Source organism: Actinacidiphila sp. DG2A-62, assembly GCF_035825295.1.
Classification (GTDB): domain Bacteria; phylum Actinomycetota; class Actinomycetes; order Streptomycetales; family Streptomycetaceae; genus Actinacidiphila.
The window spans coordinates 2,796,551-2,823,114 of the sequence record NZ_JAYMGI010000002.1 but is presented as its reverse complement, the minus strand read 5'-3'; the positions used below and the strand labels follow the sequence as shown (position 1 = coordinate 2,823,114).

Below are 26,564 nucleotides of genomic sequence, written 5' to 3'. Positions count from 1 at the left end.
GGACGAGGGGGCACGGCGCCTCGTGTGAAAGCGCTTACTGGCGAGAGTGGCACTCTTGTGCGGAGTGATCGCCGGCGCTAGCGTGAATTGCGAGAAAGCGCTTGCTGTCACACGGCGCACCCCGGCTCATGATTCCCGCTCCTGGCGGAGACCCCGGGCCCGCCTCCCCGGGCCCGCCGTCCCGGGCCCCGCCGGATCGCGGCGGCACCGGATCGCGGCGGGCGCGGGGCCCGACCGCCGAGGATTGGACCGACGATGACACGCAGGACCGTGCGGATCGCCATGAACGGCGTCACCGGGCGCATGGGATACCGACAGCACCTGGTGCGCTCACTGCTGGCGATCCGCGACCAGGGCGGGCTCGATCTCGGCGACGGGAGCGTGCTGTGGCCGGAGCCGGTCCTGGTCGGCCGGCGGCAGGAGGCGCTGCGCGCCATCGCCGAGCGGCACGGCCTGGAGCACTGGACGACGGACCTGGACTCCGTCCTCGCCGACCCGTCGGTGGAGATCTACTTCGACTCCCAGGTGACCGCGGCGCGCGAGGAGGCGGTGCGCGCGGCCGTGGCCGCGGGCAAGCACGTCTACTGCGAGAAGCCGACCGGCAGCACGCTCGCCGGGGCGCTGGAGCTGGCCCGGCTGGCGGCCGCCGCGGGCGTCAAGCACGGCGTGGTGCAGGACAAGATCTTCCTGCCCGGCCTGATCAAGCTCAGGCGCCTGGTGGAGGGCGGGTTCTTCGGCCGGGTGCTGTCCGTGCGCGGCGAGTTCGGCTACTGGGTGTTCGAGGGCGACTGGCAGCCCGCGCAGCGCCCGTCGTGGAACTACCGGTCCGAGGACGGCGGCGGGATCGTGGCGGACATGTTCCCGCACTGGGAGTACGTGCTGCGCGAGCTGTTCGCGCCGGTGCGCACCGTGCAGGCGCTGACGGCCACCCACGTCCCGCAGCGCTGGGACGAGCGGGGCAAGCCCTACGACGCCACCGCGGACGACGCGGCCTACGGCGTCTTCGAACTCGACGGCGGGATCGTCGCGCAGATCAACTCCTCCTGGGCGGTGCGCGTCCACCGGGACGAACTGGTGGAGTTCCAGGTCGACGGCACCCACGGCTCCGCGGTCGCCGGGCTGCGCAGGTGCCGGGCGCAGCACCGCTCGGCGACGCCGAGGCCGGTGTGGAACCCGGACCTGCCCGCCACCGAGGCCTTCCGCGACCAGTGGCAGGAGGTGCCGGACAACGGCGACTTCGACAACGGCTTCAAGGCGCAGTGGGAGCTGTTCCTGCGGCACGTGGTGCTCGACGAGCCCTGGACGTGGGACCTGCTGGCGGGCGCGCGGGGCGTGCAGCTGGCCGAGCTGGGGCTGAGGTCCGCGGAGCAGGGCCGCAGGCTCGACGTGCCGGAGCTGTCGCTGTGACGATCCTGCTGCCCGCCGAGAGCGGCGAACTGCGCTCCTATGCGCCGCGTTCCCGAACCGCCCTCCCAGGGGCGCGGCTGCCGCTGCGCAGCCGCGTGGTGTACGCGGCGGCGCACGTGGTGGCCGATCCGCTGCGCACCGTCGCGGACGGGCCCGCCGCCGTCGACTGGGACGCCACGCTCGCCTTCCGCCGCCACCTGTGGGCGCACGGCCTCGGCGTCGCGGAGGCCATGGACACCGCGCAGCGCGGCATGGGCCTGGACTGGCCGCGGGCCGCGGAGCTGATCCGCAGGTCGTCCGCGCAGGCCCGCGCGGAAGGCGGCCGGATCGTCTGCGGGGTCGGCACCGACCAGCTGACGGTCCCCGCCGCGGGACCGGACGAGGTCGCCGCCGCCTACGAGGAGCAGCTGGCGGTCGTCGAGGACGCCGGGTCGCGGGCGGTGCTGATGGCCTCGCGCGCGCTGGCCGCCGTCGCCAAGGGCCCGGAGGACTACCTGGAGGTGTACGGGCGGCTGCTGCGGCAGGCCGCGGAGCCGGTGGTCCTGCACTGGCTCGGCCCGATGTTCGACCCGGCGCTGGAGGGCTACTGGGGCAGCGACGACCTCGACGCGGCCACCGACACCTTCGTCGAGGTCGTCTCCGCACACCCGAACAAGGTCGACGGCGTGAAGATCTCGCTGCTCGACGCCGGCCGCGAGGTCGCCCTGCGCCGCCGCCTCCCCGAGGGGGTGCGCTGCTACACCGGCGACGACTTCCACTACCCCGAACTGGTCGAGGGCGACGCCCAGGGCTTCAGCCACGCCCTGCTGGGCGTCTTCGACCCGCTGGCGCCCCTCGCGGCGGCCGCGGTCAGCGCCCTGGACACCGGGGACGCCGCGCGTTTCCGCGCCCTGCTCGACCCGACCGTGCCGCTGGCCCGGCACCTGTTCCGCGCGCCGACCCGCCACTACAAGACCGGCGTCGTCCTGCTGGCCTGGCTGGCCGGCCACCAGACGCACTTCACCATGGTCGGCGGCCGGCAGGCGGCGCGCTCGCTGCCGCACCTGGCCACCGCGTACGAACTGGCCGACCGCCTCGGGCTGTTCCCGGACCCCGCCCTCGCCGAGTCCCGGATGCGGGCCCTGCTCGCCGTGCACGGGGTGGACGCGTGAACGGCGGCGCGCCGCGGGCCGCGGCCGGCACGGACGCCGCCGGGGACCTGGCCCGGCTGAGCGTCAATCAGGAGACCGTCAAGCAGTGGTCGCTGCCGGAGCTGGCCGAGGGGTGCGCCGCGGCCGGCGTCGGCTCGGTGGGGCTGTGGCGGGCGCCCGTGCGCGCGTACGGGGTGGAGCGCGCGGCGCGGCTGATGCGCGAGCGCGGGCTGACCGTCACCTCCTTGTGCCGCGGCGGGTTCTTCACCGCCCGGGACCCCGAGGAGCGCGCCGCGGCCCTCGACGACAACCGGGCCGCCGTCGACGAGGCCGCCGCGCTCGGCGCCGGCGCCCTCGTCCTGGTCTCCGGCGGCCTGCCCGAGGGCGACCGGGACATCGCCGCGGCCAGGCGGCGCGTCGCCGACGCCGTCAGGGACCTCGCGCCGTACGCGCGGGCGCGCGGGGTGCGGCTGGCGATCGAGCCGCTGCACCCGATGTTCGCCTCCGACCGCTGCGTGGTCTCGACCCTCGGGCAGGCCCTGGACATCGCCGAGGCGTTCCCCGCCGAACAGGTGGGCGTCGTCGTCGACGCCTACCACCTGTGGTGGGACGACCGGGCGCCCGCGCAGATCGCCCGCGCCGGGCGCGGCGGCCGCATCGCCTGCTTCCAGGTCGCGGACTGGGTCACCCCGCTGCCCAAGGGCGTGCTGCTGGGGCGCGGCCAGCTCGGCGACGGGTGCGTGGACCTGCGCGGGCTGCGCGAGGCGGTCGACGCGGCTGGCTACCGGGGCGCGGTGGAGGTGGAGATCTTCAACCCCGGTCTGTGGGCCCGCGACGGCGCGGAGGTGCTCGCCGAGGTCGCCGAGCGGTACCGGCGCCACGTCCTGTGACCCACGCCGGACCCGGTCCCGCGCGTACGGTCCCGCGCCGCCCCCGGACAAGGCGTCCGCGCGGCGCCCGGACGAGGCGTCCGCGCGGGCCGGCGCGCTCCGAGGAGGGCGCGGCGACGCCCTGAAAAGATCTTCGGAAAATTCCTGTGCCCGGCGTACAACCCTTCCGGGGGGTGGCGGGTCGTACATGGCATCACGGCTCCAGGGAGGGGTTCAGGGAGCCGGGAGGGTAAGTACGCCCGAGGGGGGCTTCGGGGGTATCGGGGGGAACGAGAAGGGGGTCCGGCCTCGTGCCGGACCCCTTTCGTCCGCCGCGGCCCGCGGCGCCTTCCGCGACGTGTCGGCGAGTTGTCCACAGGCCGGCGTCGCGGCCCCGCGAACTGTCCGCGCCCGGCGGTATTTTCGACAGCGGATCAGCACCGCAGCCGGGAGGAGGCCGGGCGTGGCCGACACCGCAGCACCCCATCTGTCCGTGCTCGAAGGCGTCCTTGAACGGATCACGTACGCCAACGAGGACAACGGCTACACCGTCGCGCGCGTCGACACCGGGCGCGGCTCCGGCGATCTGCTCACCGTCGTCGGCGCGCTGCTCGGCGCGCAGGTCGGCGAATCCCTGCGGATGCACGGCCGTTGGGGCTCCCACCCCCAGTACGGCAAGCAGTTCACGGTGGAGAACTACACGACGGTGCTGCCCGCCACCGTCCAGGGCATCCGCCGCTATCTGGGCTCCGGCCTGATCAAGGGCATCGGCCCGAGGATCGCCAAGCGGATCGTCGACCACTTCGGCCCCGGCACGCTGGACGTCATCGAGTCCGAGCCCGACCGCCTGGTGGAGGTGCCCGGCCTCGGCCCCAAGCGCACCCGGCTGATCGCCGCGGCCTGGCAGGAGCAGAAGGCCATCAAGGAGGTCATGGTCTTCCTGCAGGGCGTCGGCGTCTCCACCTCGATCGCGGTGCGCATCTACAAGAACTACGGCGACGCGTCGATCTCCGTGGTGAAGAACCAGCCCTACCGCCTGGCCGCCGACGTGTGGGGCATCGGCTTCCTGACCGCCGACCGGCTCGCCCAGGCCGTCGGGATACCGCACGACAGTCCCGAACGGGTCAAGGCCGGGCTGCAGTACGCCCTGTCGCAGGCCACCGACAGCGGCAACTGCTTCCTGCCGCAGGAGCAGCTGATCGCCGACGCGGTCAAACTGCTCCAGGTCGACACCGGCCTGGTGATCGACTGCCTGGCCGAACTCGCGGCCGAGGAGGAGGGCGTGGTCCGCGAGCGGCTGCCGTCGCCGGAGCCCGGCGGCGAGGCCGTCACGGCGGTGTATCTGGTGCCGTTCCACCGGGCCGAGATCTCGCTGGCCGCCCAGCTGCTGCGGCTGCTGCGCGGCCCGGAGGACCGGATGCCGGCCTTCCAGGAGGTGGACTGGGACAAGGCGCTGTCCTGGCTGGCCGGCGCCACCGGCGCGGATCTGGCCCCCGAGCAGCAGGAGGCGGTACGGCTGGCGCTGACCGAGAAGGTCGCCGTGCTCACCGGCGGCCCCGGCTGCGGCAAGTCCTTCACGGTGCGCTCCGTGGTGGCGCTCGCCCGGGCCAGGAAGGCCAAGGTGGTGCTCGCCGCGCCGACCGGCCGGGCCGCCAAGCGGCTCGCCGAGCTGACCGGCGAGGAGGCCTCCACCGTGCACCGGCTGCTGGAGCTCAAGCCCGGCGGCGACGCGGCGTACGACCGGGACAGGCCGCTGGACGCGGACCTGGTGGTCGTCGACGAGGCGTCGATGCTGGATCTGCTGCTGGCCAACAAGCTGGTCAAGGCGGTCCCGCCCGGGGCGCACCTGCTGTTCGTCGGCGACGTGGACCAGCTGCCGAGCGTCGGCGCCGGCGAGGTGCTGCGGGACCTGCTGGCCCCCGCGAGCCCGGTGCCCGCGGTCCGCCTCACCCGGATCTTCCGGCAGGCCCAGCAGTCCGGCGTGGTCACCAACGCCCACCGGATCAACGACGGCCGGCCCCCGGTCACCCAGGGGCTGCCGGACTTCTTCCTCTTCCCCGAGGAGGACTCCGAGGCCGCCGGGCGGCTCACCGTGGACGTGGTGGCCCGGCGCATCCCCGCCAAGTTCGGGCTGGACCCGCGCCGCGACGTCCAGGTGCTGGCGCCGATGCACCGCGGCCCGGCCGGTGCGGGCGTGCTCAACGGCCTGCTCCAGCAGGCCGTCACCCCCGCCCGCCCCGACCTGCCCGAGCGCCGCTTCGGCGGTCGCACCTTCCGCGTCGGCGACAAGGTGACGCAGATCAGGAACAACTACGACAAGGGGGCGAACGGCGTCTTCAACGGCACGGTCGGGGTGGTCACCGCCCTGGACCCGGTCGACCAGAAGCTCACCGTGCGCACCGACGAGGACGAGGAGGTGGCGTACGACTTTGACGAGCTGGACGAGCTCGCCCACGCCTACGCGGTGACCATCCACCGCTCCCAGGGCAGCGAATACCCGGCCGTGGTGATCCCGGTCACCACCGGTGCGTGGATGATGCTGCAGCGCAACCTGCTCTACACGGCCGTCACCAGGGCCAAACGCCTGGTCGTCCTGGTCGGGTCGCGCCGCGCGATCGGGCAGGCGGTGCGCACCGTGTCCGCGGGAAGGCGCTTCACGGCCCTCGACCACAGGCTCGCCCAGGGCGCAAAATAGGCACTCCGTGCCACTTTTCGGCCCGATGGCCGACCCCGAGTGCACACCCCAGTGCCAAATGGGGGACAGTGGACGTAGTCAGGGCACCTCGAAGAAGAGGCAACACCGTCGGTGAGGGAATGACGTGAGCGACAACTCTGTAGTACTGCGGTACGGCGACGGCGAGTACACCTACCCCGTCGTGGACAGCACCGTCGGCGACAAGGGCTTCGACATTGGCAAGCTGCGCGCCGACACCGGCCTGGTCACCCTGGACAGCGGCTACGGCAACACCGCGGCCTACAAGTCCGGCATCACCTTCCTCGACGGCGAGCAGGGCATCCTGCGGTATCGGGGCTACCCGATCGAGCAGATCGCCGAGCGGGGCACCTTCCTGGAGACCGCGTACCTGCTCATCAACGGCGAGCTTCCGACCGTCGACGAGCTGTCCGAGTTCAAACGCGAGATCACCCAGCACACCCTGCTGCACGAGGACGTCAAGCGGTTCTACGACGGCTTCCCGCGCGACGCCCACCCCATGGCGATGCTGTCGTCCGTGGTCAGCGCGCTGTCGACGTTCTACCAGGACAGCCACAACCCGTTCGACCCCGAGCAGCGCCACCTGTCCACGATCCGGCTGCTCGCCAAGCTGCCGACGATCGCGGCCTACGCGTACAAGAAGTCCGTCGGCCAGCCGGTGGTCTACCCGCGCAACGACCTCGGCTACGTCGAGAACTTCCTGCGCATGACCTTCGCCGTCCCGGCCGAGGAGTACCAGCTCGACCCGACCGTGGTCAGCGCGCTGGACAAGCTGCTCATCCTGCACGCCGACCACGAGCAGAACTGCTCGACCTCCACCGTCCGGCTGGTCGGCTCCTCGCAGGCCAACCTGTTCGCGTCGATCTCGGCCGGCATCAACGCCCTGTGGGGCCCCCTGCACGGCGGCGCCAACCAGTCCGTGCTGGAGATGCTGGAGCGCATCCAGGCCGAGGGCGGCGACGTCGACTCCTTCATCCGCCGGGTGAAGGACAAGGAGGACGGCGTCAAGCTGATGGGCTTCGGTCACCGCGTCTACAAGAACTTCGACCCCCGGGCGAAGATCATCAAGGCGGCGGCCCACGACGTGCTCTCCGCGCTCGGCAAGTCCGACGAGCTGCTGGACATCGCGCTGAAGCTGGAGGAGCACGCGCTCAGCGACGACTACTTCGTCTCCCGCAAGCTCTACCCGAACGTCGACTTCTACACCGGTCTGATCTACCGGGCCATGGGCTTCCCGACCAGCATGTTCACCGTGCTCTTCGCGATCGGCCGGCTGCCCGGCTGGATCGCCCAGTGGCACGAGATGATCAAGGAGCCGGGCTCCCGCATCGGCCGCCCGCGGCAGATCTACACCGGCGTCGTCACCCGGGACTACGTGCCCGTCGAGGCCCGCTGAGCGGCCCGCCCCGCGCGCCACGCTCCACGTACGAAGAAGCGCCCCGCGACGGATCCCCCCACGGGTCCGGCACGGGGCGCTCCCGTTTCCCGGTACGGATCCCCCCACGGGTCCGAACCGGGCGCTTTCAGTGTGGCGTGTCCAGTGTGGCGCGTCGCAGCCGGGACGAGAAACCGGGAGGGCCGCTCAAAGCTCCCCGGCGTCGCCCCGGCGACGCAACCCGGACCGTCCCCCAAGACGGTCCGTACTGCACTCCCCAGCACCCGCTCCGCCGGGAGCGGGGTGCTCAAGACATAAGACCCACGAACCACCGTAATGGTTACGTTCCAAGCTATGTGATCTACGTCTCGGAAGGGAAGCTGTTTCCGCAGGCTACCCCGCTCGCGGCCGGTTCGGGGCGATCCCGTAGCGTGCTGTCTCTTCTTGAGGGGCGGAGCACATGGCAGACAACGCGGCGCAGGTCCGGAACATCGTCGTGACGGGGGGAGGCACGGGCATCGGTCTGGCCGTCACGACGCGGTTCGCGGAGGCCGGCCACCATGTCACCATCGTGGGCCGGCGCCGCGAGGTGCTGCACGCCACCGCGGCCGACCTGCGGTCCCAGCGCGGCCTGGACGTCACCCCCGTGGTGTGCGACCTGGCCGACCCCGACGACGTCGAGAGAGCGCTGCCGCAGCTGCCGGAGCGGGTGGACGTGCTGGTCAACAACGCCGGCAGCCGCGAGCTCGCCACCGGCGCCGGCCCGCACGGCCTGCTGGCCCGCTGGCGCGGCGACTTCGAGCGCAACGTGCTGACCGCCGTGCTCATCACCGAGTCGCTGCGCGACCGGCTCACCCACGACCAGGGCCGCGTGGTCACCGTCACCTCCGTCGCGGCGCTGCGCGGCGGCGGCTCCTACGGCGCCTCCAAGGCCGCCCTGCACGCCTGGAACCACTCCCTGGCGGCCCAGCTCGGCCCGCAGGGCATCACCTGCAACATCGTGGCGCCGGGCACGGTCGCCGGCACCGAGTTCTTCGGCTCGCGGCTCAACGAGGCCGAGCTGACCCGGCGGGCCGGCCGCACCCTGGTCGGCCGGGTCGGGCGGCCGGCGGACGTCGCGGCGGCCGTGCTCTTCCTCGCCTCGCCCGAGGCCGGCTTCATCACCGGCGAGATCCTCCAGTGCAACGGCGGCGAACTCCTCGGCCGCTGAGCGCCCCGCCGGTCCGCCCTCCGGCCCGGCCGGTTCGCGGGGTGGCCGTCCGGTTCGCGGGGTGGCCGTCCGGTCGCTTCCAGCCGCCGTACGGGCCCGGTAGCAGCCGCCGCCGGGCCCGTACTGCCTGGGGACTACTCCGGCATTGCCCCTGAGGATGACGTTCCCTGGGGATTTCCGGAGAGATCCCTGAAGCGCGGGAAACCCGCTTGCCCCCGCCCGCGCGGCGCTGCGAGCGTTGAGGAGCGGAGGCGGGAAGAGGGGCGGCGGAATGGATGTTGCACTGAGTGTGTCGTCACTGGACTTCACCTCCGGGCTCGCCGAGTACCTCCGCGGCGGGCACGTCATATGGGCGTACGCGCTGCTGGCCCTGACCACGGCCCCGCCGCTCGTGCCGAACTCCGTGCTGCTCGTGACCGGCGGCGTCATGGCGGCCGAGGGGCACCTGAATCTGGCGCTGGTGCTGCTCGTGGTGGCCGCGAGCGCGGTCCTCGGCGACATGGTCATCCACCGCAGCGGCCGGGCGCTCAGCGGCCGGGTGCTGGACCGCATGCGCCGCCGCCCGCGCCGGGCCGCGCTGCTGGGCTGGGCCGCGGTGCGCATACAGCGCCACGGCGTGCCGTTCGTGATCGGCGTGCGCTTCCTGCCCAGCGGCCGCGTTATCGGGGGCCTCGCGGCGGGCGTCGTGCGCTACCCGGCCCGCCGCTACCTGGTCGGCGCCGGCATCGCGGAGCTGGTCTGGGCGTCCTACTCGGTCGGCGTCGGCTACGTCAGCGGACGCGCGGCCTCCAACTCCTTCTACGCCATGTGCCTCGGGCTCGGCGTGTCCCTGCTGGTCGCCGCCGTCGGCACCGGCGCGCAGTGGGCGTCGCGGGCCCGGGAGCGCCGCAGGCCGCGGGCCCCCGGGGAAGCCGCGCGGACCCCGGCCGCCTCCGTGCCCCCGACCCCCTCGACGGTCGTCGCCGCCTCCCTCGCGGTCGAGCCCCCGCCCGCCGAGAGCGGACCGGAGACGTACATCTGCCCGGCGAACGGCGGCCCCGGGACGTAAGGCGTCCCGGGGCGCGGACCCGGCGTGCGAGCGCCGCGCGGACCCGGCGGACGGGCGTGACGCGCCGGCGCCACGCGCGGGCCGGGGGACCGTATCCGGCCCCTACGCATCTCTGCGGCCGCGGTTGCCCGGGCGGCGGGCGCTCCACGCGCGCACCGTGTCGGCGTACCAGTACGGCTTGCCGCCCTCGACCAGGTCGGGGTCCGGCAGGTGTCCGTGCTTGCGGTACGAGCGGACGGTGTCCACCTGCACGCGGATGTGCGCGGCGATGTCCGCGTACGTCCACAAGGTCCGGTCGGTCATGATGCACCTCCAAATGGCGGGGATGTCGATCAGTAACCTTCGTCCGGACAACGACGGGCAGCGGCGGCCGCGTGCGGTTGTCGATCTTCTGTGACACGGAACCCGCGTAACCGTGACAAACGTGGCGATCGGGTTACGCTGTGTGCCGGAGGCGTCCGGTGGGGCGTCACGCGGACCGGGCCGCCACCACCTCCAGGAGATGCGCGGCGACCGCGGTCATCGCGTCGCGGGCCGGGGACAGGTAGCGGCGCGGGTCGACGACGCGCTCGTCCTCGGCCAGGCGCTCGCGGACGGCCGCGGTGAAGGCGATGTTCAGCGCGGTGCCGATGTTGACCTTCACCATGCCGGCCGCGACCGCCGCGCGCAGCTCGCCGTCCGCCACGCCCGAGGAGCCGTGCAGCACCAGCGGCACCGGGACGGCCGTCCGCAGCCTGCCGATCAGCTCCAGGTCCAACCGCGCGGTGCGCTCGGTCATCGCGTGCGAGCTGCCGACCGCGACGGCCAGCGCGTCCACCCCGGTCGCGGCGGTGAAGGCCGCCGCCTCGCCGGGATCGGTCCGCACCCCGGGCGCGTGGGCGCCGTCCTTGCCGCCCACCTCGCCCAGCTCCGCCTCGACCCACACCCCGCGCGCCTGCGCCCACCGGGTGATCCGCGCGGTGGCCGCGACGTTCTCCTCGTAGGGCAGCTTCGAGGCGTCGACCATCACCGAGGACACCCCGGCCGCCACCCCGGCCCGCAGCAGATCCTCGTCCTCCACGTGGTCCAGGTGCAGCGCCACCGGCACCGAGGCGGCGCGGGCGACGGCCGCAGCCGCGGCCACCACCGGCTCCACCCGGCCGCCGTGGAAGCGCACCGCGTTCTCGCTGATCTGCAGCACCACCGGCAGCCCGGTGCGCTCGGCGGCGGCCGTGATCGCCTCGGCGTGCTCCAGCGTGATCACGTTGAACGCGGCGACGCCCCGCCCGGATTCGCGGGCGGCGGCGACGAGCGCGGAGGTGGCGGCGGCAGGCATGGACGTCCTCGGTTCGGTGGGGTGCGGGGCGGTCGGCAGGGGCGGGCGGGGGAGTGGGCGCGGCGGGCCGGGCAGGCCGGGGGCGCCGGCCGTGGGGACCTTCGGTCAGGCCAGGATCACCGAGCGGGTCAGGTTCCGCGGCCGGTCCGGGTCGTAGCCCTTGGACTCGGCGACGGCCACGGCGAGCCGCTGCGCGCGGATCAGGTCGGCGAGCGGGTCGGCGAGCGGACTGGCCTCCAGCCGGCCGCCGACGCCCGCGACGTCCTCCGCCAGGCCCTCCGGCAGCGGGCCGAACGACCACACCGCGCGGCCCGGCCCCGTGATGCTGATCGGACCGTGCCGGTACTCCATCGCCGGGTACGCCTCGGTCCAGGCCCCCGCGGCCTCGCGCATCTTCAGCGCGGCCTCCTGGGCGAGCCCGTAGGTCCAGCCGGTGCCGAGGAAGGTGAACTGCTCGGCGTCCACCAGTCCGGCGGGCAGCTCGGCGGCGACGGCACGCTCCGCGTCGGCCACCGCGGCGGTCAGGTCCTCGCCGAGGTGGGCGCGCAGCAGGGCGAGCACCGTCGTGGCGAACCGGGTCTGCACGACGGACTGCTCGTCCGCGAAGTCCAGCACCACGACCTGGTCGGCGGCGGTCATCACCGGGGTCGACGGGTCCGCGGTGATCGCCGTCACCGGGACGGAGCCGCGCAGCTGCTCGCACGCCCGCAGCACCTCGGTGGTGGTGCCGGAGCGGGTGATCGCCAGCACCCGGTCGTAGCCGCGGCCGAAGGGGAACTCCGAGGCGGCGAAGGCGTCGGTCTCGCCGTGCCCGCCCCGCTCGCGCAGCGCCGCGTAGGACTGCGCCATGAACCACGAGGTTCCGCAGCCGATCACCGCGACCCGCTCGCCGGGGGCGGGCAGCTTCGCGCTCTCGGCCGGCGCGAGCGCGACGGCGCGCCGCCAGCACTCGGGCTGCGTCGTGATCTCGGTGGTGGTCAGGCTGGACGACGCTGACATCGAAGCTCCTCACAGGTGACAGGCGCGGACCGCGGCCCGGGTCCGGCGCGCTCGTGCTCACGTCAGTGTAGATGAGCAATCCTGCTCGAAACGAGCATCTAACGAACAGAAATGCGCAGAGGTGTGAGACGGGCGTGGGGAGTGCGTCCCGTCGGGCCTGCTCGGGGCGGCGACCTCCCGCCGCTCGCGTGACCGTGCGCGGCCCTGGAGGCGGGCATGCGGGAGCGCCCGCCGGACGGTCGGCGGGGGAGGGCGAAGGGCCGGCGGGGAGGTCGGACGGGCGGCGCCGCGGTCGGCGCTGCGGCACTCGGACGGAATGCGGCACTCGGGCGGAATGCGGCGGCCGGGCTGGGTGCGGCGGCCGTATCGGATGCGGCGGTGCGGCGACCGCGGGTCAGGGGCGGGCGGCGGTTCGGGGCGGGCGGCTCGGGGCGCGTCGGGTCAGTTGCCCGCGAGCTGGTCGGTCGCCGCCCGGCTCGCCCGCGCCGTACGCAGCAGGAAGTCGGCTATCACCGACAGGTCGTCGTCCTCGATCTGGGCGCAGATGTCCTCCATCGCGCCGGCGAGCCCCGCGTACAGGCGCGCCACCTCGGCCTCGCGCTCCTTGATGACCTGTACGAGGATGGCCCGACGGTCGGTCGGGTTGGGGGTGCGCACGACCCAGCCGCCGCGTTCCAGCCGGTCGAGGACGCCGGTGAGGGTGGCCGGGTGCAGACCCGCGCGGCGGGCGAGCGCGGTCGGGCCGATGGGCCCGTAGCGGCTGATCAGGTCCAGGCACTCCAGGTCCGCGTCCCGCAGGTCGAGGTGCGCGCCCACCTGGTGGTTGAGCAGCGCCATCTGGATGCCGACATCGCGCAGGCCGTCCCTGATCCGGTTGGTCAGCCGCCGGCGGCGCCGTGCCGCGGCCGCCGCCGTGGCCGTCGCGGGCGCGTCCCCGGGCAGTGTGGAATCCATACGCAACGATCCCTCGCATCGCTCGCTTCAACTCCGAGTCAAGGCCCATGACTCAGGCGCATACAGTCTCACAGCAGGCTTTCCGGCCCGTAGTCATTGACCCAAACATTCGTGCCCGGTCCTGTCGGGGGTGGCGGGAGAAGGCGCAGGTGGCGCAAGGGGTTCACGGGCTCACCCGGGTGCCGCGGCGGGGGTGGGGCGGGGGTGCGCCCGGCTGGGGAAGCCGGCCGGGAGGCGCCCGGGAACACCGGCGGCGGCCACGCCGCAAGGCTCCCGCGGGCACCGCCGGCGGCTCCCGCGGAGCCCCGCCGGCGGGTCCCCCGAGCCCCGCCGGCGGGTTCCGGCGGGCGAGGCCCGGCGCCCCGCCGCGGGCCTGCTCGCGGGTCGGGACGCGCGCCGTCAGATGCCGCAGGGCCCCGTCTCGTCGGCCAGGCCCCGCGCCAGTTCCGCCCGGACCGTGCGGCAGGAGCGGGCGATCAGGCGCGACACGTGCATCTGCGAGATGCCGAGCCGGTCGGCGATCGCGCTCTGCGTCATCCCGCAGAAGAACCGCAGGTAGAGGATGTGGCGCTCGCGTTCGGGCAGCCGGCACAGCGGCGGCTTGACCGACTCGCGGTCCACCACCACCTCGATCGCCGGATCGGGCGCGCCCAGCGTCTCGCCGAGCGGCAGCGGCAGCGTGTCCGCGGGACGGCCGCTCTGGCGCTGTGCGTCCAGCGACAGGGAGCTGAAGCTCTCCAGCGCCGCGAGGCCGTCCGCGGCCTCCTGCTCGGTCAGCTGCGCACGCGCGGCGATCTCGGCGGTCGTCGGCGCCCTGCCGTCGGTCTCCTGGGCCAGCTCCAGGCTCGCCGCCCGCACCCGCGCCCGCAGTGCCTGGACCCGGCGGGGTACGTGCACCGACCACAGGCAGTCGCGGAAGTGGCGCTTGATCTCGCCGTCTATGGTCGGCACCGCGTAGCTCTCGAACGCCGCGCCGCGCTCCGGGTCGTACCGCGTCACCGCCTTGACCAGGCCGAGCGCGGCGACCTGGCGCAGGTCGTCGAGCGACTCGCCGCGGTTGCGGTAGCGGGAGGCGAGCCGGTGCGCCATCGGCAGCCAGGCGGTGGCGATCTGCTGGCGCAGCTCCTCCTTGGCCCGGCCCTCCGGCATGCGGGCCAGGCGGCGGAACGCCTCGGTGGTGTCCGGCGCGTCGTCGTGGGGGTGTCCGGTGCGGGGGCGCCGGGCGGGACCGGTGGGCCGGTTCCGCCCGGACGTGGCATCTGCGGTCCGAAGCACGACAGTGGTGTGCCCGGCGGCCGGACCGTGAAACCTTTTGCGGCTTCTGTGTCTGTTTGTGAGCAGTGGGTGCGGGCGTCGGGCGAGTGCGGGCGTCGGGCGAGTGCGGGCGTCGGGCGCGCGCGGAGGCGGGGGGCCGCCGCGCGCGGAGGCGGGGGGCGCGGCCCGGTGGGATCATCGGAGAGGGACACCTCCAGGAGGAGGCAACCGCTCATGCTTCCCTCACACGGGTCACACCGGTCGTATCAGCCGCGCCTGCCGGCGCCAGGGCGGGCCGGGGCCACCGGAGGCCGGCGTCGCGCCGCTCCCGCGGCTGCGGGTGACGGCGGGCTGGCCGCAGGACCACGTCCTGGTCCTGACCCTCGCCGGCGAGGTGACCGTGCACCGCCGCACCCTGCTGCGGCGGTCGCTCGCGGACGCCGTGGCGGCGCGTCCCGCCCTTCTCGTGGTCGACCTGACCGCCCTCGGCTTCTGCGACTCGACCGTGCTCAACGCGCTGCTGCGCACCCGCGTCGACGCCAGGTCCGCCGGGGTGCCGCTGGTCCTCGCCGGTCCGCCGCCGCAGGCGGTGCGGCTGCTGCGGCTCACCCGCACCGAGGAGGTCTTCACCGTGCGCCCGACGCTGCGGGCCGCGCTCGCCGTACGTCCGCCGGTCCACCGCGGGGCCGGCCGTTCAGGCGGCCCGCCGGGCGACCACTGAGGCCGCCGCGTCCTCCCGGGACTGTCTCCTTCTCCCGGCCGCGCCGTGGCGTGGAGCCGCCCGCGGCGCGGCGCGTGGTGCGCCGTGCCGCGGGCGGTCGTCGGCAGAGGGGCTCCCCTAGATGAGTAAGTCCGAAGTCTGGGGGTTAGTGGTCGTAGGCGATCAGTGATCTGGTGATGGGGCTTCCGGTGTTGCGGTTGTGCCAGATGGCGGTGGTCAGGGCGAGGATGCGTTGGCCGATGCGGGCCAGGACTCCTTCTGGTGTTCTGGCGCCGTGGCGTTCGAGGTCGAGTTGGCCTTTGAGGGTGTCGTTGACGGACTCGATGAGCTGCCGGATCGGCTTGAGCAGGTGCTCGTCGGGGCGGGGTTTGCGGTTGCGGTAGCTGGGTCTGATCAGGGTCAGGCCCAGCTGCGCCAGGTGGGCGTCGAGCTGGTGGGAGACGTAGCCCTTGTCGCCGATGATGGTCTGCCCGGGGTGGGTGGCCGGCAGGTCGGGGTCGCGGGTGAGCATGTCGGCCAGGACTTCGCGTTCGTCGACCTTGGGGTTGGCCAGAGCCCAGGCGATGGGCAGTCCGCCGGGGGTGCACATCAGGTGCAGACGCAGGCCCCAGAAGAACCGTGAGTGCGAGGGGCAGTAGCCGTAGCCGGCCCATCCGGCCAGGTCGGAGCGTTTGGCCGTCGGGCGGGAGCGGGCGCATTCCACCGGTGTGGAGTCCACGACCCACACGTCGTCGTGCCACAGGTCGCTGTCGCGGGCCAGTGTGCGGATGAAGCGGCTGATCAGGGTGTTCGCGGCGCGTAGGCGTTTGTTGTAGCCGGACTGGCCGGGCAGGTAGGGGAACTCGGCCGACAGGTGGGTGCGGGTGTAGCGCAGCCATCTGGCCTCGGAGACGAAGCCGAGCAGTGCCTGCATGACCGCCAGCGTCAGCAGTTCGGCGTCCGACAGTCGGGGCGGGCGTCCTGAGCGCCGCGATCCTGCCAGACAGTCATCGATCTTCACGTAGAGTGCTGTCGCGAGGGCCTTGAGGTTTGTCGTCACACACAAACAACGAGGCCCTCGCGCCTTTGCACCCTGAAGACTTCGGACTTACTCATCTAGGGGTGGATACCTTGAGGGTGACGCCCCCTGCCGCTGTGCGAGCCTCCTACTGGTAGGTGACGGTGATCGGGCTGTGCACGTTGTGCCTGGGCAGGGTCACCGTGAGGATTCCGGTGGCGCTGTCCCAGTGGTAGTCGTGCGCGGTCAGCCGCACGTTGGACGCGGTGACCTTGGTGGGCGCGTGCGCCGTGCCGAGCAGCGACAGCGTCCACTGCCGGCTCTGTACCTGGCCGTGGAAGCCGCCGTGCGCCCCGCCGATCGTGACGGTGTGCCGCGCGCCGTTCTGGGCGTACTGGACGGTCGTCGTGGCGCTGTGGCCGGGCTGGGCCGCCGCCTTCGTGCCGTCGTCCTCGTAGAGGCGGTACGAACCGGAGGCGCCGGTGGCGATGCTCAGGGTCACGTCGGTCAGCGGGTTCTTGTCGTCGCTGGAGACGTTCGTGGTGCGGGTCGGCAGGATGCCGCCGGCCTTGACGAACACCGGCATCGAGTCCAGGCCGGTGGTGACGTCCTGGGTGGTGCCGCCCTGGTAGGTCTTGCCGGTGAAGTAGTCGGTCCACTGGCCGGGCGGGAACCACACCGAGGTCGTCGCCGTCGTGCCCGGCGTGGTCACCGGGGCGACCAGGACGTTCGAGCCGTAGAAGTACTCGCTGCCCGCAGTGGCGTACGCCTGCGCCTCGTCCGGGTACTCCAGGTACGTCGGGCGGACGATGGGCACGCCGGTGGTCGCCGCCTCCTCCGCGAGGGAGTAGGTGTAGGGGACCAGGTTTTCGCGGAGGTTGAGGAACTTGTCGGCGGACTGGCGGGCCTGGGCGCCGTACTGCCAGGGCAGCCGGTCGCTGTGGTTGCTGTGCAGCCGGTCGATCGGCTGGAAGGCGCCGAACTGCACCCAGCGGGCGTACAGGTCGTCGGGCAGCTTGTGGGTGGTGTGCGTGCCGCCGCCGTCGGTGTACGTCTCGGAGCCGGTCAGCCCCGTGGTGTCGTTGTGGCCGCCGATGTCGTGCGTGATGGCGGCCATGCCGGTCGCGGCGGACTCACCGGGGGTGTAGCCCACCTCCAGCTTCAGGGTGCCCCAGGTGGAGGAGGTGTCACCGGTGAAGTGGACGGTGGTGCGCTTGTCCGCCCACGGCCCGGTCGGCAGCCCGGCCTGGCCGCTGTCGCCGGCCGCCTGCAGCGAGCCGTAGGCCCGCGACAGCACGAAGCCGCGGCCGAGCGTCTTGCCGGTCATCGTGGCGTACTGCTGGTTGATCCACGCGTCCGGCGTCACGCCCGGCATCGACGACTGGGAGGCGTCGCAGCACCAGTCCAGCCACCAGAAGTCGTTGCCCTGCTGGTCCATCTGCCGGTGCAGGTCCAGGTACGCCTTCAGCTGGTCGGGGTCGCCGAAGTCGAAGGTGTAGCAGTTGTTCTGGACCGAGGCGCCGCCCGCGCAGCCGCCCGGCGTCAGCTTGCCCTTGGCCGTGGCCTGCGCCTGGGCGAACTGCGGGTCGGAGGCGAGGATGCTGGGGTGCACGTTCAGCGTGTTGTGCAGGCCCTGGTCGGCCGACCAGTCGAAGAACCCCTTGGGGTCGGGGAACCTGCCCCGGTCGATCTCCCAGCCGCTCCAGTCGTTCACGGCCTTGTAGTCGGTGTCGGTCACCAGCACGTCCAGCGGGACGCCCTCGGAGCGGAACGCCGGCAGGATCGTGTTCTCGTAGTCGGCCGCGGTGCGGTCGATGTACTCCGAGTACCACACGCCGTACGCCCACTGCGGCAGCAGCGCCGGCGGGCCGGTGAGGGTGGCGAGGTCGCCCAGGCCCTGCTTGTAGTCGTGGCCGTAGCCGAACACGTAGCCGTCCTGGTAGGGCGCGCCGCCGTGCGAGGGCCGCTGGGTGACCTTCTGCTCGGCGACGTCGTACAGCGCCGACGGCGTGTCGTCCAGCAGGTACCAGCCGTCCTTGTTGAGCAGGCCGGGCGTGGTCACCGGGGCGGGGCCGTTTCCGGTCACGCCGTCCAGGCCGCGCCGGTAGCCGCCGAGCGCGAGGTGCGGCTGCGGGGCCGCGGCGCCCGGCGCGGCCAGCGAGACGGTGTCGAGGTTGACGTGGCAGCTGCCGGCGTCGGGGCAGCTCAGCGTGACGTCGTCCTCGCCCGCCTTCAGCGCGACGGGAACCGAGGCGGTCTGCCAGTCGTTCCAGTCGGTAGTGGCCGGAAGACTCAGCGTGGCGGTGGCGCCGCCCGCGGAGACGGCCGCGGTGCGCGTCTGGTGCAGGCCGTCCCCGCCGCTGCCGTTGGCGTAGCGCACCCGCAGGGTGTACGTGCCGTCGGAGGGCACGCCGACCAGGTGGGTGGTCAGGCTCGACCCCTGGTTCAGCTCGGCGACGAACCCGGTGCCCGCGTAGCCCTGGTGGTCGGTGGCGACGCCCGCGCTGCCGCTGATCCGGCCGTCCTCGGCCTCGCAGCTGGCGCCGAGCAGGCAGTCGGGGATCGCGGTGGTGGAGGCCCCCGGGTACGGGGCGCCCGGAGCGACCAGCGCGACGCTGTCGAGGTTGACGTTCCCCGAGTCCGAGGCGGTGCGGGTCAGCGCGATCGTGTGCCGGCCCGCGGTGAGGTCGAGGGCCGCGCCGACCACGTTCCAGGTGTCCCAGTTCGCGGTCGTCGGCAGGGTCAGCTGCTGCGCCGCGCCGCCGTCCACCGTCAGGGTCAGCGTCCGGGCCTCGTTCTTGCCGTCGCCGCCCTGGGAGTTGGCGTACCGCAGGTCGAACTGGTAGCGGCCCGCGGTTTTGACATCGATGTCGGCGGACGCGGAACTGCCCGTGCCCGAGAAACCGGCGGCGAAGCCGGTACCGGTGTGGCCGGTGTGGTCCGACGCCACGGACACGCCGTTCAGGCTGAGGTTCTCGCCCTCGCAGAGCGCGCCCAGCGAACAGGTCAGCAGCTGCCACGGCGTGGCGGTCACCGGGGTGCCGCCCGCCGTCAGCTGCACGGAGAGGTTGGAGGCGTCGAACGCTCCCGCGCCCAGCTTGTACTTCAGCACCACCGCGCTGGTCCTGATGGTCAGCCAGCCGTCGGCCTTCTTGGCGGTGTACGCGGCGGGGGCGAAGCCGTCGCGTCCGATCGCGTTGAAGGTGGGGTCGTCGGTGAACTTCCCGTCGCCCGCGTACTCGGTGCGGATCAGCGTGGGCGAGAGGATCTCGAAGCGGGCGTCCCCGGCGGAGACGGTGGGGATGCGGTGGGCGTGCCCGGCGGAGCCGGACGTGGCGGCCGAGGCCGCCGCCGACGCGCTGCCGGCGGCCGCGGGGCCTGCGCCGGCGAGCGTGACGGCGGCGCCGACGGCCAGCGCGGCGGCAGCCCCGAGCTGCCGTCGCGCCGATCTGAGGCGTCGCATCCGTGATGCGGCTTTCATGGACAACTCCGATCTGTATCGGACGCACGGCCCGTCCATGCCGTGCCGTTCCTCGCGCGCACCGGCCTTGCAACGTTGGAAAACCGGGTTCGCGGTGGCATGAGAGCACGTCGCGGGGGCGATGTCCATAAGCGGGAGCAATCACGCCGCAACTGACCGCGGGTCATACGCCCTGCTCATGGGGGTGGCGCCCGCGGGCGCGGCGGCGTGTGCGCTAGGAGTCGCGCCGGGCGAGTTCGGGGATGATGCCTCCGGCCAGGACGGCGCGGCGGCGGCCGTCGGACAGCCGGTGACGCACGTCGTAAACCTGATCCCTGGTCATGTTGCACAGCCGCAGGGCGGGTTCGGCGCCGGGTGCGAGGGCGGCGTGCGCGCCCTCCAGGCGGAGGCGGTCGCCCTGCTCGACGCGGTCGTAGTCGGCCGGGTCGGCGAACTCCAGGGCCAGCACGCCGAAGTTCGCCAGGTTCTGCCAGTGGATGCGCGCGTAGGACTTGGCGACGACGGCCCTCAGGCCCAGGTGGCGCGGGGTGATGGCGGCGTGCTCGCGGGAGGAGCCCTGGCCGTAGTTGTCGCCGCCCACCACGAAGTGGCCTCCCTCGTCCCGTACCGCCGCGGCCCGCTCGGGATAGCCGGGGTCGATGCGGGTGAACGTGAACTCGGCCAGCTTGGGGATGTTGGAGCGATACGGCAGGGCCTTCGCGCCCGCAGGGGAGATCTCGTCGGTCGAGACGTTGTCGCCGACCTTGAGCAGGGCCGGGCCCTCGATCACATCGGGCAGCGGTTCGGCGGGCGGCAGTCCGCTGATGTTGGGGCCGCGCTCCAACTCCACCAGCGCCGCCTCCTCCGGCGGTGCGGGCGGCTGGAGCATCGCGGTGTTGACGGCCGCGTGTTCGGGAAGGTCCGGCCGCGGATACCGGACGTGACCCGCCGCGGCCCACTCACGGGGGTCGGTGATGACGCCGGTGAGCGCGGAGGCCGCGGCGGTCTCCGGCGAGCACAGCCACACCGCGTCGTCCTCGGTGCCCGACCGCCCAGGGAAGTTGCGCGGGAACGTCCGCAGACTGTTGCGGCCGGCCGCCGGCGCCTGGCCCATGCCGATGCAGCCCAGACAGCCCGCCTGGTGGATGCGCGCGCCGGCCGCGATCAGGTCGAAGGTCGCGCCGCGGCGGGTGAGGTCCTGGAGGATCTCGCGCGAGGTCGGGTTGACGTCGAAGCTCACCGCGTCGTCGGTCTGCCGGCCCTTGGCCATCGCGGCGGCCACGGCGAAGTCCCGCAGCCCGGGGTTCGCCGAGGAGCCGATGACCGCCTGGCCGATCGGCTCGCCCGCGACCTCGCGCACCGGCACGACGTTGCCGGGGGAGGTGGGGCGGGCGATGAGGGGTTCGAGCGCCGACAGGTCGATCTCCTCGTCCAGGTCGTACACGGCCCCGGACTCCGGGACGATCTCGCGGAAGTCCTCCTCGCGGCCCTGGGCGCGCAGGAAGTCCCGCACCGCGTCGTCGGCGGGGAACACCGTGGTGGTCGCTCCCAGCTCCGCGCCCATGTTCGCGATGACGTGCCGGTCCATCGCGGTCAGCCCGGCCAGTCCGGGGCCGTGGTACTCCAGGATGCGGTCGACCGCGCCCTTCACCCCGTGCCGGCGCAGCATCTCCAGCACCACGTCCTTGGCGCTCACCCACTCCGGCAGGTGCCCGGTCAGCCGCACGCCCCACACGCGCGGCATGGTCACGTGCAGCGGGCGGCCCGCCATGGCCAGCGCGACCTCCAGCCCGCCGGTGCCGAGCGCGAGCATCCCGACGGACCCCGCGGCGCAGGTGTGCGAGTCGGAGCCGGCCAGGGTCATCCCGGGAACCCCGAAACGCTGCATGTGCGTCGGGTGCGAGACGCCGTTGCCGGGCTTGGAGCACCAGAGGCCGAAGCGGCGCGCCGCCGAGCGCAGGAAGGCGTGGTCCTCGGCGTTGCGCTCGTCGGCCTGCAACAGATTGTGGTCGACGTACTGCACGCTGGTGCGCGTCCTGACCCTGTCCAGCCCGAGCGCCTCCAGTTCCTGCATCACCAGCGTGCCGGTGGCGTCCTGGGTCAGCGTCTGGTCGACGGCCAGACCGATCTCCGAGCCGGGCTCGGTCCTGCCCTCCACCAGGTGCTCGCCGATCAGCCGGTGCGCGACCGTACCGCCAGGTGTCCGCTTCGCGACCATGGGGGCTCCTTCCCCGGCGTGTGCGCTGTGGAGCGTGGGCGCGCGGGTGCGCGAGGCCGCCCCGGCACGTCCCGGCACGTCCCGGCACGTCCCGGCACGTCCCGGCACGTCCCGCACCACGCGTGCCCCTGGCGTTCGCGGGCAAACGGCTCGGCGCCGGCCCACCCTTCCGCGCCGACACGGCCGAAACCGCCCGGTTCCGCCCCTTTCCGTCACGGTTTGCCCCTGGCCTTGGCCTGCCCGTGGTGGAAAAATCGGGGGAGAGTTCTTCCGTCCGGAGGGGGTTCCCCTGAGGAGGAGCCGTGTCCACGTCATTGCCCGGCCGTCACGCGTCTCCCGCGCGGCCCGCACGCCGGCGCTATAGCGTCACCGTGCCGCACGGGCGGGGCGGGCACGCGCCGCCGGAAACGGTCGTCGTCCACCTGACCGCCGAGGTGGGTCCGGGGGGAGACCCGGTGTACTGCGACGCCACCGGGGAGTTCCGCGTCCAGATCGCCGACGGGGCCGCGTGGCCGCTGACGTCGGACGAGGACTGCGGCTGCCGTCGCTGCTACCAGGCCGTACCCCTCGGGTGACGTTCCGCCCCTATACGTGACCACCATCCGGCGACCGCTGTTTTCAGCCAACGGGACCGGAGCCGGCGCTGCTGGCCGGATCGTCGCCACCCATGGTCGGGCCGCCCGGCCGTGGCGCCGGCGAATCCCTCGGACAAGGGGCTGAACTGCGACGATGCGCCCCGCTGTGGTGCGGGGCGCATCGTCGGTCGGCGCGCCCCCGGCAGGACTCGAACCTGCGGCCAAGCGCTTAGAAGGCGCCTGCTCTATCCGCTGAGCTACGGGGGCCGGACAGTGGCCGCGGCTGTCTCCGCCCCTGGGTGGTTCCGTGACCTCGTATCGGGTCAAGGATAGGGCGTCATACGCCTGCTGCCGGGCGCTTCACCCGCGTGACACGTTGTGGAGGTTCGGTGAAGCGGTCCGATAATCGCAGGCGTCTGCGGAAGGTGCATCGCTTTTGACGCGTCGAAATGCTGCTGTTGTGCACTCGTTATGCCGATGGCTCATTCTGTCCCCTGGCTCCCGCTCGTCACATGGGGGCACCGGGCGGCCGAATAGGGCAAGCTACGCGGAATAAGCTTCAAAATTGCCGCAATATGGGGCATTCTGCCATTGTGGTGATCTTGGACGTACGGCCCGAGCTGCTCGACGCGCTGTCTGCCCTGCGTGATCGTGTCGACGCCGCACGCTTCCCCTTCCCGCTGCCGGGGGCTGCCCGGGCCCGCCGTACCCGCCTGGAGCTGCTGACCCAGCTCGACGACTATCTCGTTCCCCGGCTCACCGCGCCGGAAGCGCCGCTGCTGGCCGTCGTGGGCGGGTCGACCGGGGCCGGAAAATCCACTCTGGTCAATTCTCTCATCGGCCGCAGGGTCAGTGCCCCCGGGGTGCTGCGCCCCACCACCCGCACTCCCGTTCTGGTCTGCCACCCCGAGGACCGCGCCTGGTTCGCCGACCCACGGGTGCTGCCGCGGCTGAACCGCGCCTGGGCGGTGCGGCAGCGCTCGCGCGCCGACGAGGACGCGCACGACCGCGGCGACCACGACCGCGGCGACCACGACCGCGGCGACCACGACCGCGGCGGCGATCGGCCCGGCGGCCGGCGGCCCGAACTGCGCCTGGAGACCGACGACTCGCTGCCCCGCGGCCTGGCGCTGCTCGACGCCCCCGACATCGACTCCCTCGTCGAACGCAACCGCGAGCTGGCCGCCGAACTCATCTGCGCCGCCGACATCTGGATTCTCGTCACCACCGCCGCGCGGTACGCCGACGCGGTGCCCTGGCACCTCCTGCGCGCGGCCCGGGACTACGACGTCACGCTGGCCACCGTCCTCGACCGGGTCCCGCACCAGGTCGCGGACGAGGTCGGCGGTCGCTACGCCGCGCTGCTGGCCAAGGCGGGGCTCGGCGACGTGCCCCGCTTCACCGTCCCCGAGCTGCCGGAGTCCGCGGCCGGCGGCGGCCTGCTGCCGCAGACCGCGGTCGCCCCCTTGCGCGCCTGGCTGGCGCACTGCGCCGACGACCCCGCCGCCCGGCAGCTCGCCGCCCGCCGGACCGCGGTCGGCACCCTCGACTCGCTGCGCACCCGGCTGCCCGCGCTGGCCGCCGCCTCGGCCGCCCAGCACGCCGCCGCGGTCCGGCTGGCCCGGGCCGTCGAGGACGCCTATGAGCTGGCCGCCGTGCGGATCGGCGACGCCGTCGCCACCGGGACCACGCTCGCGGGTGAGGCGCTGGCCCGCTGGCACGGCTATCCCGCCTGCGGCCCAGACGCACTCCAGCAGGCGCTCACCGAGGAACTCTCCGCCCTGCTGCGGACCGAGGTCGACACCGCCGACGAGACCATCGCCGAGACCTGGCGCGGGGACCCCGCCGGAGCAGCCCTCCTGGACGAGCCCGGCTCGCGCCCCGACCGCGAGCAGGTGGCCGTCGCCGCCCGCATCGACAAGCGGGTCCGCCGCTGGCGCAAGGGCGTCACGACCCTCGCGTACACCGAGGTCAGGGCCGGGCGCACGGGGGACCGCCCGCCCGCCGACCCCGAGGCCGTCACGGCGCTGCTCATGACGACCGTGCTCGGCGGACGCCGCGGTCGCGCCGCCGGGGAACTGCTCGCCGAGACGGTCGGCGCGCAGTCGGCGCTCTCCCTGTGTGACGCCGCGGGGGACCTGCTCGACGACACGGTCGCCGGCCTGCTGCGTGCCGAGCGCGAACGGCGCCTGGGCCCCGTCGACGACCACGACGTCACCGCCGCCCAGCAGTCCGCCCTGATCGCCACCGTGTCCGTACTGCAGAAGGAGAGGTGACCGGGTGAGCAGCGCCCGCACGTCCTCCCGCACATCCTCCGGCGCCCCGGCCCGCACACCGTCCGCGGCGCCCGCACCGCCGGGCCGGCGCGGGCGCACCGATCCCCTCACCGCGCGGGCCGACGCGCTGAGCGAGCTGCTGGGCCTGTCGCGCACCCGGATCAGCCCGGACGTGCTGGCCGAGACGGGCGAGCTGCTGGCCCGGGTCGGCGAGCGGCGGCGCCTGTCGCTCGACCACACGGTGGTGGCCGTGGCAGGGGCGACCGGCAGCGGGAAGTCCACCCTCTTCAACGCGCTGACCGGTCTGGACCTGTCGCCCACCGGTGTGCGGCGTCCGACCACCGCCCGGCCGATCGCCTGCGCGTGGCAGCCGGAGCGCGCGGCGGGGCTGTTGGACCGGCTGGGCGTGGCCCCGCAGGACCGCTATGCCAGATACGGGCGCCTGGAGGGCCCGGCTTCCGGGTGGGGCGGGCCGGAGTCGGGCCATGTCCACTCTTCAGTTGGCGGCGGCGCCGGGGCCGGTGGAACTCGCGGCGGAGCCGAGGAGCGAAGCCTCGAAGGGCTGGTCCTCATCGATCTGCCCGACCACGACTCGGCCGCGGCCGGGCACCGCGAGCAGGTGGACAGCCTGCTGCGGCTCGTCGACGTCGTCGTCTGGGTGCTGGACCCGGAGAAGTACGCCGACGCGGCACTGCACGAGCGCTATCTGCGGCCGCTGGCCGGGCACGCCGATGTCACCGTGCTGGTGCTCAACCAGGTCGACCGGCTGCCGGGGGACTCGGCCGACCTGGTACTGGACGACCTGCGGCGGCTGCTCGACGAGGACGGCCTCGCGGTGGGCGAGCACGGGGAGGCGGGAGCCGTCGTGCTCGCGACCTCCGCCCTCACCGGGCAGGGCGTGCCGGACCTGCGCGCCGTGCTGGCCCAGATCGTGGCCGAACGCGCCGCGGCGGTGCGGCGGTTGGCTGCGGACATGGACCGCGCGGCGAGCAGTCTCCAGCCGCTCTACGTCGGCGAGGGCGGCGCCGGGCTCACCGATCCGGCGCGCGAGGAGTTCGTCGACCGGCTCGCGGACGCCGTGGGCGCCTGCGGAGTCGGTCAGTCTGCGGAAAGGGACTGGGGACAAGCGGCCCGGAATGCCTGCGGGACACCGTGGGGCCGGTTGATCGGAGAACGGACCGGCCCCGTCGGCGGTTCCCGATTCGCACGGAAAAAGACCGGTTCACCCCTGCGGGTGACCGGTGCGGGGCCGACGGCGGGCGGCCGTGCCGCCGCCGCAGGAAAGACCCGACTGCCCCCCGGCCCGCGACGGGTTCCGCGCCCGGCCCCCTCTTCTTTTTCTTTCGGGGCGGACTCCCCGGCGATCGGGCCGCGCCCGTTGGCCTCGCGTCCGATCGTCGACGAGGCCGTGCGAGCTCTGTCGGCTGATGCGGCCCGCGGGCTGCCGGCTCCGTGGGCCCAAGCGGTTCGTGAGGCGGCGCGGCGCGGCGGGGCCGACCTGCCGGACGCGCTGGACGCGGTGGTCGAGCGGGCCAGGCCCGGCGCGCCGGAAGGTCCTCGGTGGTGGGCGGCGGCCGGTGCCACGCAGATGTTGTTGATGGCGCTCGGGCTCGCCGGGCTGGTCTGCCTGACGGCTGTGACGACCGGCTGGCTGGTCATGAACTGGTGGATTCCGCTCGCGATGGCCGCGGCCGGCGCGCTGGGCGGTCCGATGGTCGGTCTCGGCTGTCGGATCGCCGCCCGCGGCCCGGCCCGGCGCTACGGACAGGCCGTGGAGCGCCGGCTGCGCGACGCGGCGGCCGACTGCGGCCGGGCCCGGGTCCTGGAACCGGTGGCGGCCGAGCTGATGCGGTACCGCGAGGTCCGCGAACAGTACGCGGTGGTGTCCGGAGCGGCTCCCGGACCCGTCCGTCACCCCTCCGGGTGACGGAGTTATCCACAATGCGGTAGTTGTCCACAGATTTGGTTTGGTCCGTTCAGAAGGGTCGACATTCGAGCACGATGTCCTTGTCGCGTTCCGATCGGGAGCGCGGTCGAGGAAAT

General features: G+C 73.5%; 19 protein-coding genes and 1 tRNA gene. 11 read left to right on the top strand and 9 right to left on the bottom strand.

Features of this window, described 5'->3' with window-relative positions; all coding sequences use genetic code 11:
• Positions 1-255: 255 nt before the first annotated feature.
• From VSR01_RS12495 to VSR01_RS12465, 7 genes are all read left to right on the top strand, one after another.
• Entirely contained in the window at positions 256-1,407 is a 1,152-nt protein-coding gene (locus tag VSR01_RS12495; protein WP_326449321.1) for a Gfo/Idh/MocA family protein, read from the top strand.
• Complete coding sequence (locus VSR01_RS12490) at positions 1,404-2,558, top strand: dihydrodipicolinate synthase family protein (protein WP_326449320.1); 1,155 nt, start codon at positions 1,404-1,406, stop codon at positions 2,556-2,558. The genes VSR01_RS12495 and VSR01_RS12490 overlap by 4 nt, the downstream gene beginning before the upstream one ends.
• Positions 2,555-3,427: a sugar phosphate isomerase/epimerase family protein gene (locus VSR01_RS12485; RefSeq protein ID WP_326449319.1), complete on the top strand. Its 873-nt coding sequence runs from the start codon at positions 2,555-2,557 to the stop codon at positions 3,425-3,427. The genes VSR01_RS12490 and VSR01_RS12485 overlap by 4 nt, the downstream gene beginning before the upstream one ends.
• Before the next feature lie 442 nt (positions 3,428-3,869).
• A complete protein-coding gene (recD2, locus tag VSR01_RS12480; RefSeq protein ID WP_326449318.1) occupies positions 3,870-6,101 on the top strand; it encodes an SF1B family DNA helicase RecD2 in 2,232 nt (743 codons plus the stop codon).
• Positions 6,102-6,225: 124 nt separating this feature from the next.
• Entirely contained in the window at positions 6,226-7,515 is a 1,290-nt protein-coding gene (locus VSR01_RS12475; protein ID WP_326449317.1) for a citrate synthase, read from the top strand.
• A gap of 439 nt (positions 7,516-7,954) precedes the next feature.
• Complete coding sequence (locus VSR01_RS12470; RefSeq protein ID WP_326449316.1) at positions 7,955-8,704, top strand: SDR family NAD(P)-dependent oxidoreductase; 750 nt, start codon at positions 7,955-7,957, stop codon at positions 8,702-8,704.
• A 271-nt stretch (positions 8,705-8,975) separates the two neighbouring features.
• Positions 8,976-9,752, top strand: coding sequence for a DedA family protein (locus VSR01_RS12465; RefSeq protein ID WP_326449315.1), 777 nt, complete (start codon positions 8,976-8,978; stop codon positions 9,750-9,752).
• 102 nt (positions 9,753-9,854) lie between these two features.
• Here the strand turns inward: VSR01_RS12465 and VSR01_RS12460 are convergent, their stop codons facing one another.
• The 5 genes from VSR01_RS12460 to VSR01_RS12440 all read right to left on the bottom strand — a co-directional run bounded on the left by VSR01_RS12460 (position 9,855) and on the right by VSR01_RS12440 (position 14,295).
• Entirely contained in the window at positions 9,855-10,055 is a 201-nt protein-coding gene (locus VSR01_RS12460; protein ID WP_326449314.1) for a MarR family transcriptional regulator, read from the bottom strand.
• 166 nt (positions 10,056-10,221) lie between these two features.
• On the bottom strand, positions 10,222-11,067 hold the full coding sequence (locus tag VSR01_RS12455) for a class II fructose-bisphosphate aldolase (protein WP_326449313.1): 846 nt from the start codon (positions 11,065-11,067) through the stop codon (positions 10,222-10,224).
• A 105-nt stretch (positions 11,068-11,172) separates the two neighbouring features.
• Complete coding sequence (locus VSR01_RS12450) at positions 11,173-12,066, bottom strand: SIS domain-containing protein (protein ID WP_326449312.1); 894 nt, start codon at positions 12,064-12,066, stop codon at positions 11,173-11,175.
• A gap of 441 nt (positions 12,067-12,507) precedes the next feature.
• Complete coding sequence (locus VSR01_RS12445; protein WP_326449311.1) at positions 12,508-13,020, bottom strand: MarR family transcriptional regulator; 513 nt, start codon at positions 13,018-13,020, stop codon at positions 12,508-12,510.
• A gap of 399 nt (positions 13,021-13,419) precedes the next feature.
• Positions 13,420-14,295 carry a SigB/SigF/SigG family RNA polymerase sigma factor gene (locus tag VSR01_RS12440; RefSeq protein ID WP_442785442.1) on the bottom strand — a complete coding sequence of 292 codons (876 nt, stop codon included), beginning with the start codon at positions 14,293-14,295 and terminating at the stop codon, positions 13,420-13,422.
• Positions 14,296-14,614: 319 nt separating this feature from the next.
• Here VSR01_RS12440 and VSR01_RS12435 point away from each other — a divergent pair, with 319 nt between their 5' ends.
• Complete coding sequence (locus VSR01_RS12435) at positions 14,615-14,995, top strand: STAS domain-containing protein (RefSeq protein WP_326449310.1); 381 nt, start codon at positions 14,615-14,617, stop codon at positions 14,993-14,995.
• Positions 14,996-15,140: 145 nt separating this feature from the next.
• Here VSR01_RS12435 and VSR01_RS12430 read toward each other — a convergent pair whose 3' ends face one another.
• The 3 genes from VSR01_RS12430 to VSR01_RS12420 form a co-directional block, all read right to left on the bottom strand.
• Positions 15,141-16,034 carry an IS982 family transposase gene (locus tag VSR01_RS12430; protein ID WP_326449309.1) on the bottom strand — a complete coding sequence of 298 codons (894 nt, stop codon included), beginning with the start codon at positions 16,032-16,034 and terminating at the stop codon, positions 15,141-15,143.
• Positions 16,035-16,140: 106 nt separating this feature from the next.
• A complete protein-coding gene (locus tag VSR01_RS12425) occupies positions 16,141-19,473 on the bottom strand; it encodes a TIM-barrel domain-containing protein (RefSeq protein WP_326449308.1) in 3,333 nt (1,110 codons plus the stop codon).
• Between the two features lie 214 nt (positions 19,474-19,687).
• Positions 19,688-21,670, bottom strand: a complete 1,983-nt coding sequence (locus VSR01_RS12420; protein ID WP_326449307.1) for an aconitate hydratase — start codon at positions 21,668-21,670, stop codon at positions 19,688-19,690.
• Between the two features lie 302 nt (positions 21,671-21,972).
• Here VSR01_RS12420 and VSR01_RS12415 point away from each other — a divergent pair, with 302 nt between their 5' ends.
• Entirely contained in the window at positions 21,973-22,245 is a 273-nt protein-coding gene (locus VSR01_RS12415; RefSeq protein ID WP_326449306.1) for a DUF6296 family protein, read from the top strand.
• 194 nt (positions 22,246-22,439) lie between these two features.
• On the opposite strand, the gene VSR01_RS12410 is transcribed toward VSR01_RS12415, so the two are convergent.
• A tRNA-Arg gene (locus VSR01_RS12410) sits at positions 22,440-22,512 on the bottom strand.
• A gap of 335 nt (positions 22,513-22,847) precedes the next feature.
• Between VSR01_RS12410 and VSR01_RS12405 the strand changes: the two genes are divergently transcribed.
• Positions 22,848-24,521, top strand: a complete 1,674-nt coding sequence (locus VSR01_RS12405; protein WP_326453614.1) for a dynamin family protein — start codon at positions 22,848-22,850, stop codon at positions 24,519-24,521.
• Positions 24,522-24,525: 4 nt separating this feature from the next.
• Positions 24,526-26,448, top strand: coding sequence for a GTPase (locus VSR01_RS12400; protein WP_326449305.1), 1,923 nt, complete (start codon positions 24,526-24,528; stop codon positions 26,446-26,448).
• Positions 26,449-26,564: the final 116 nt, after the last annotated feature.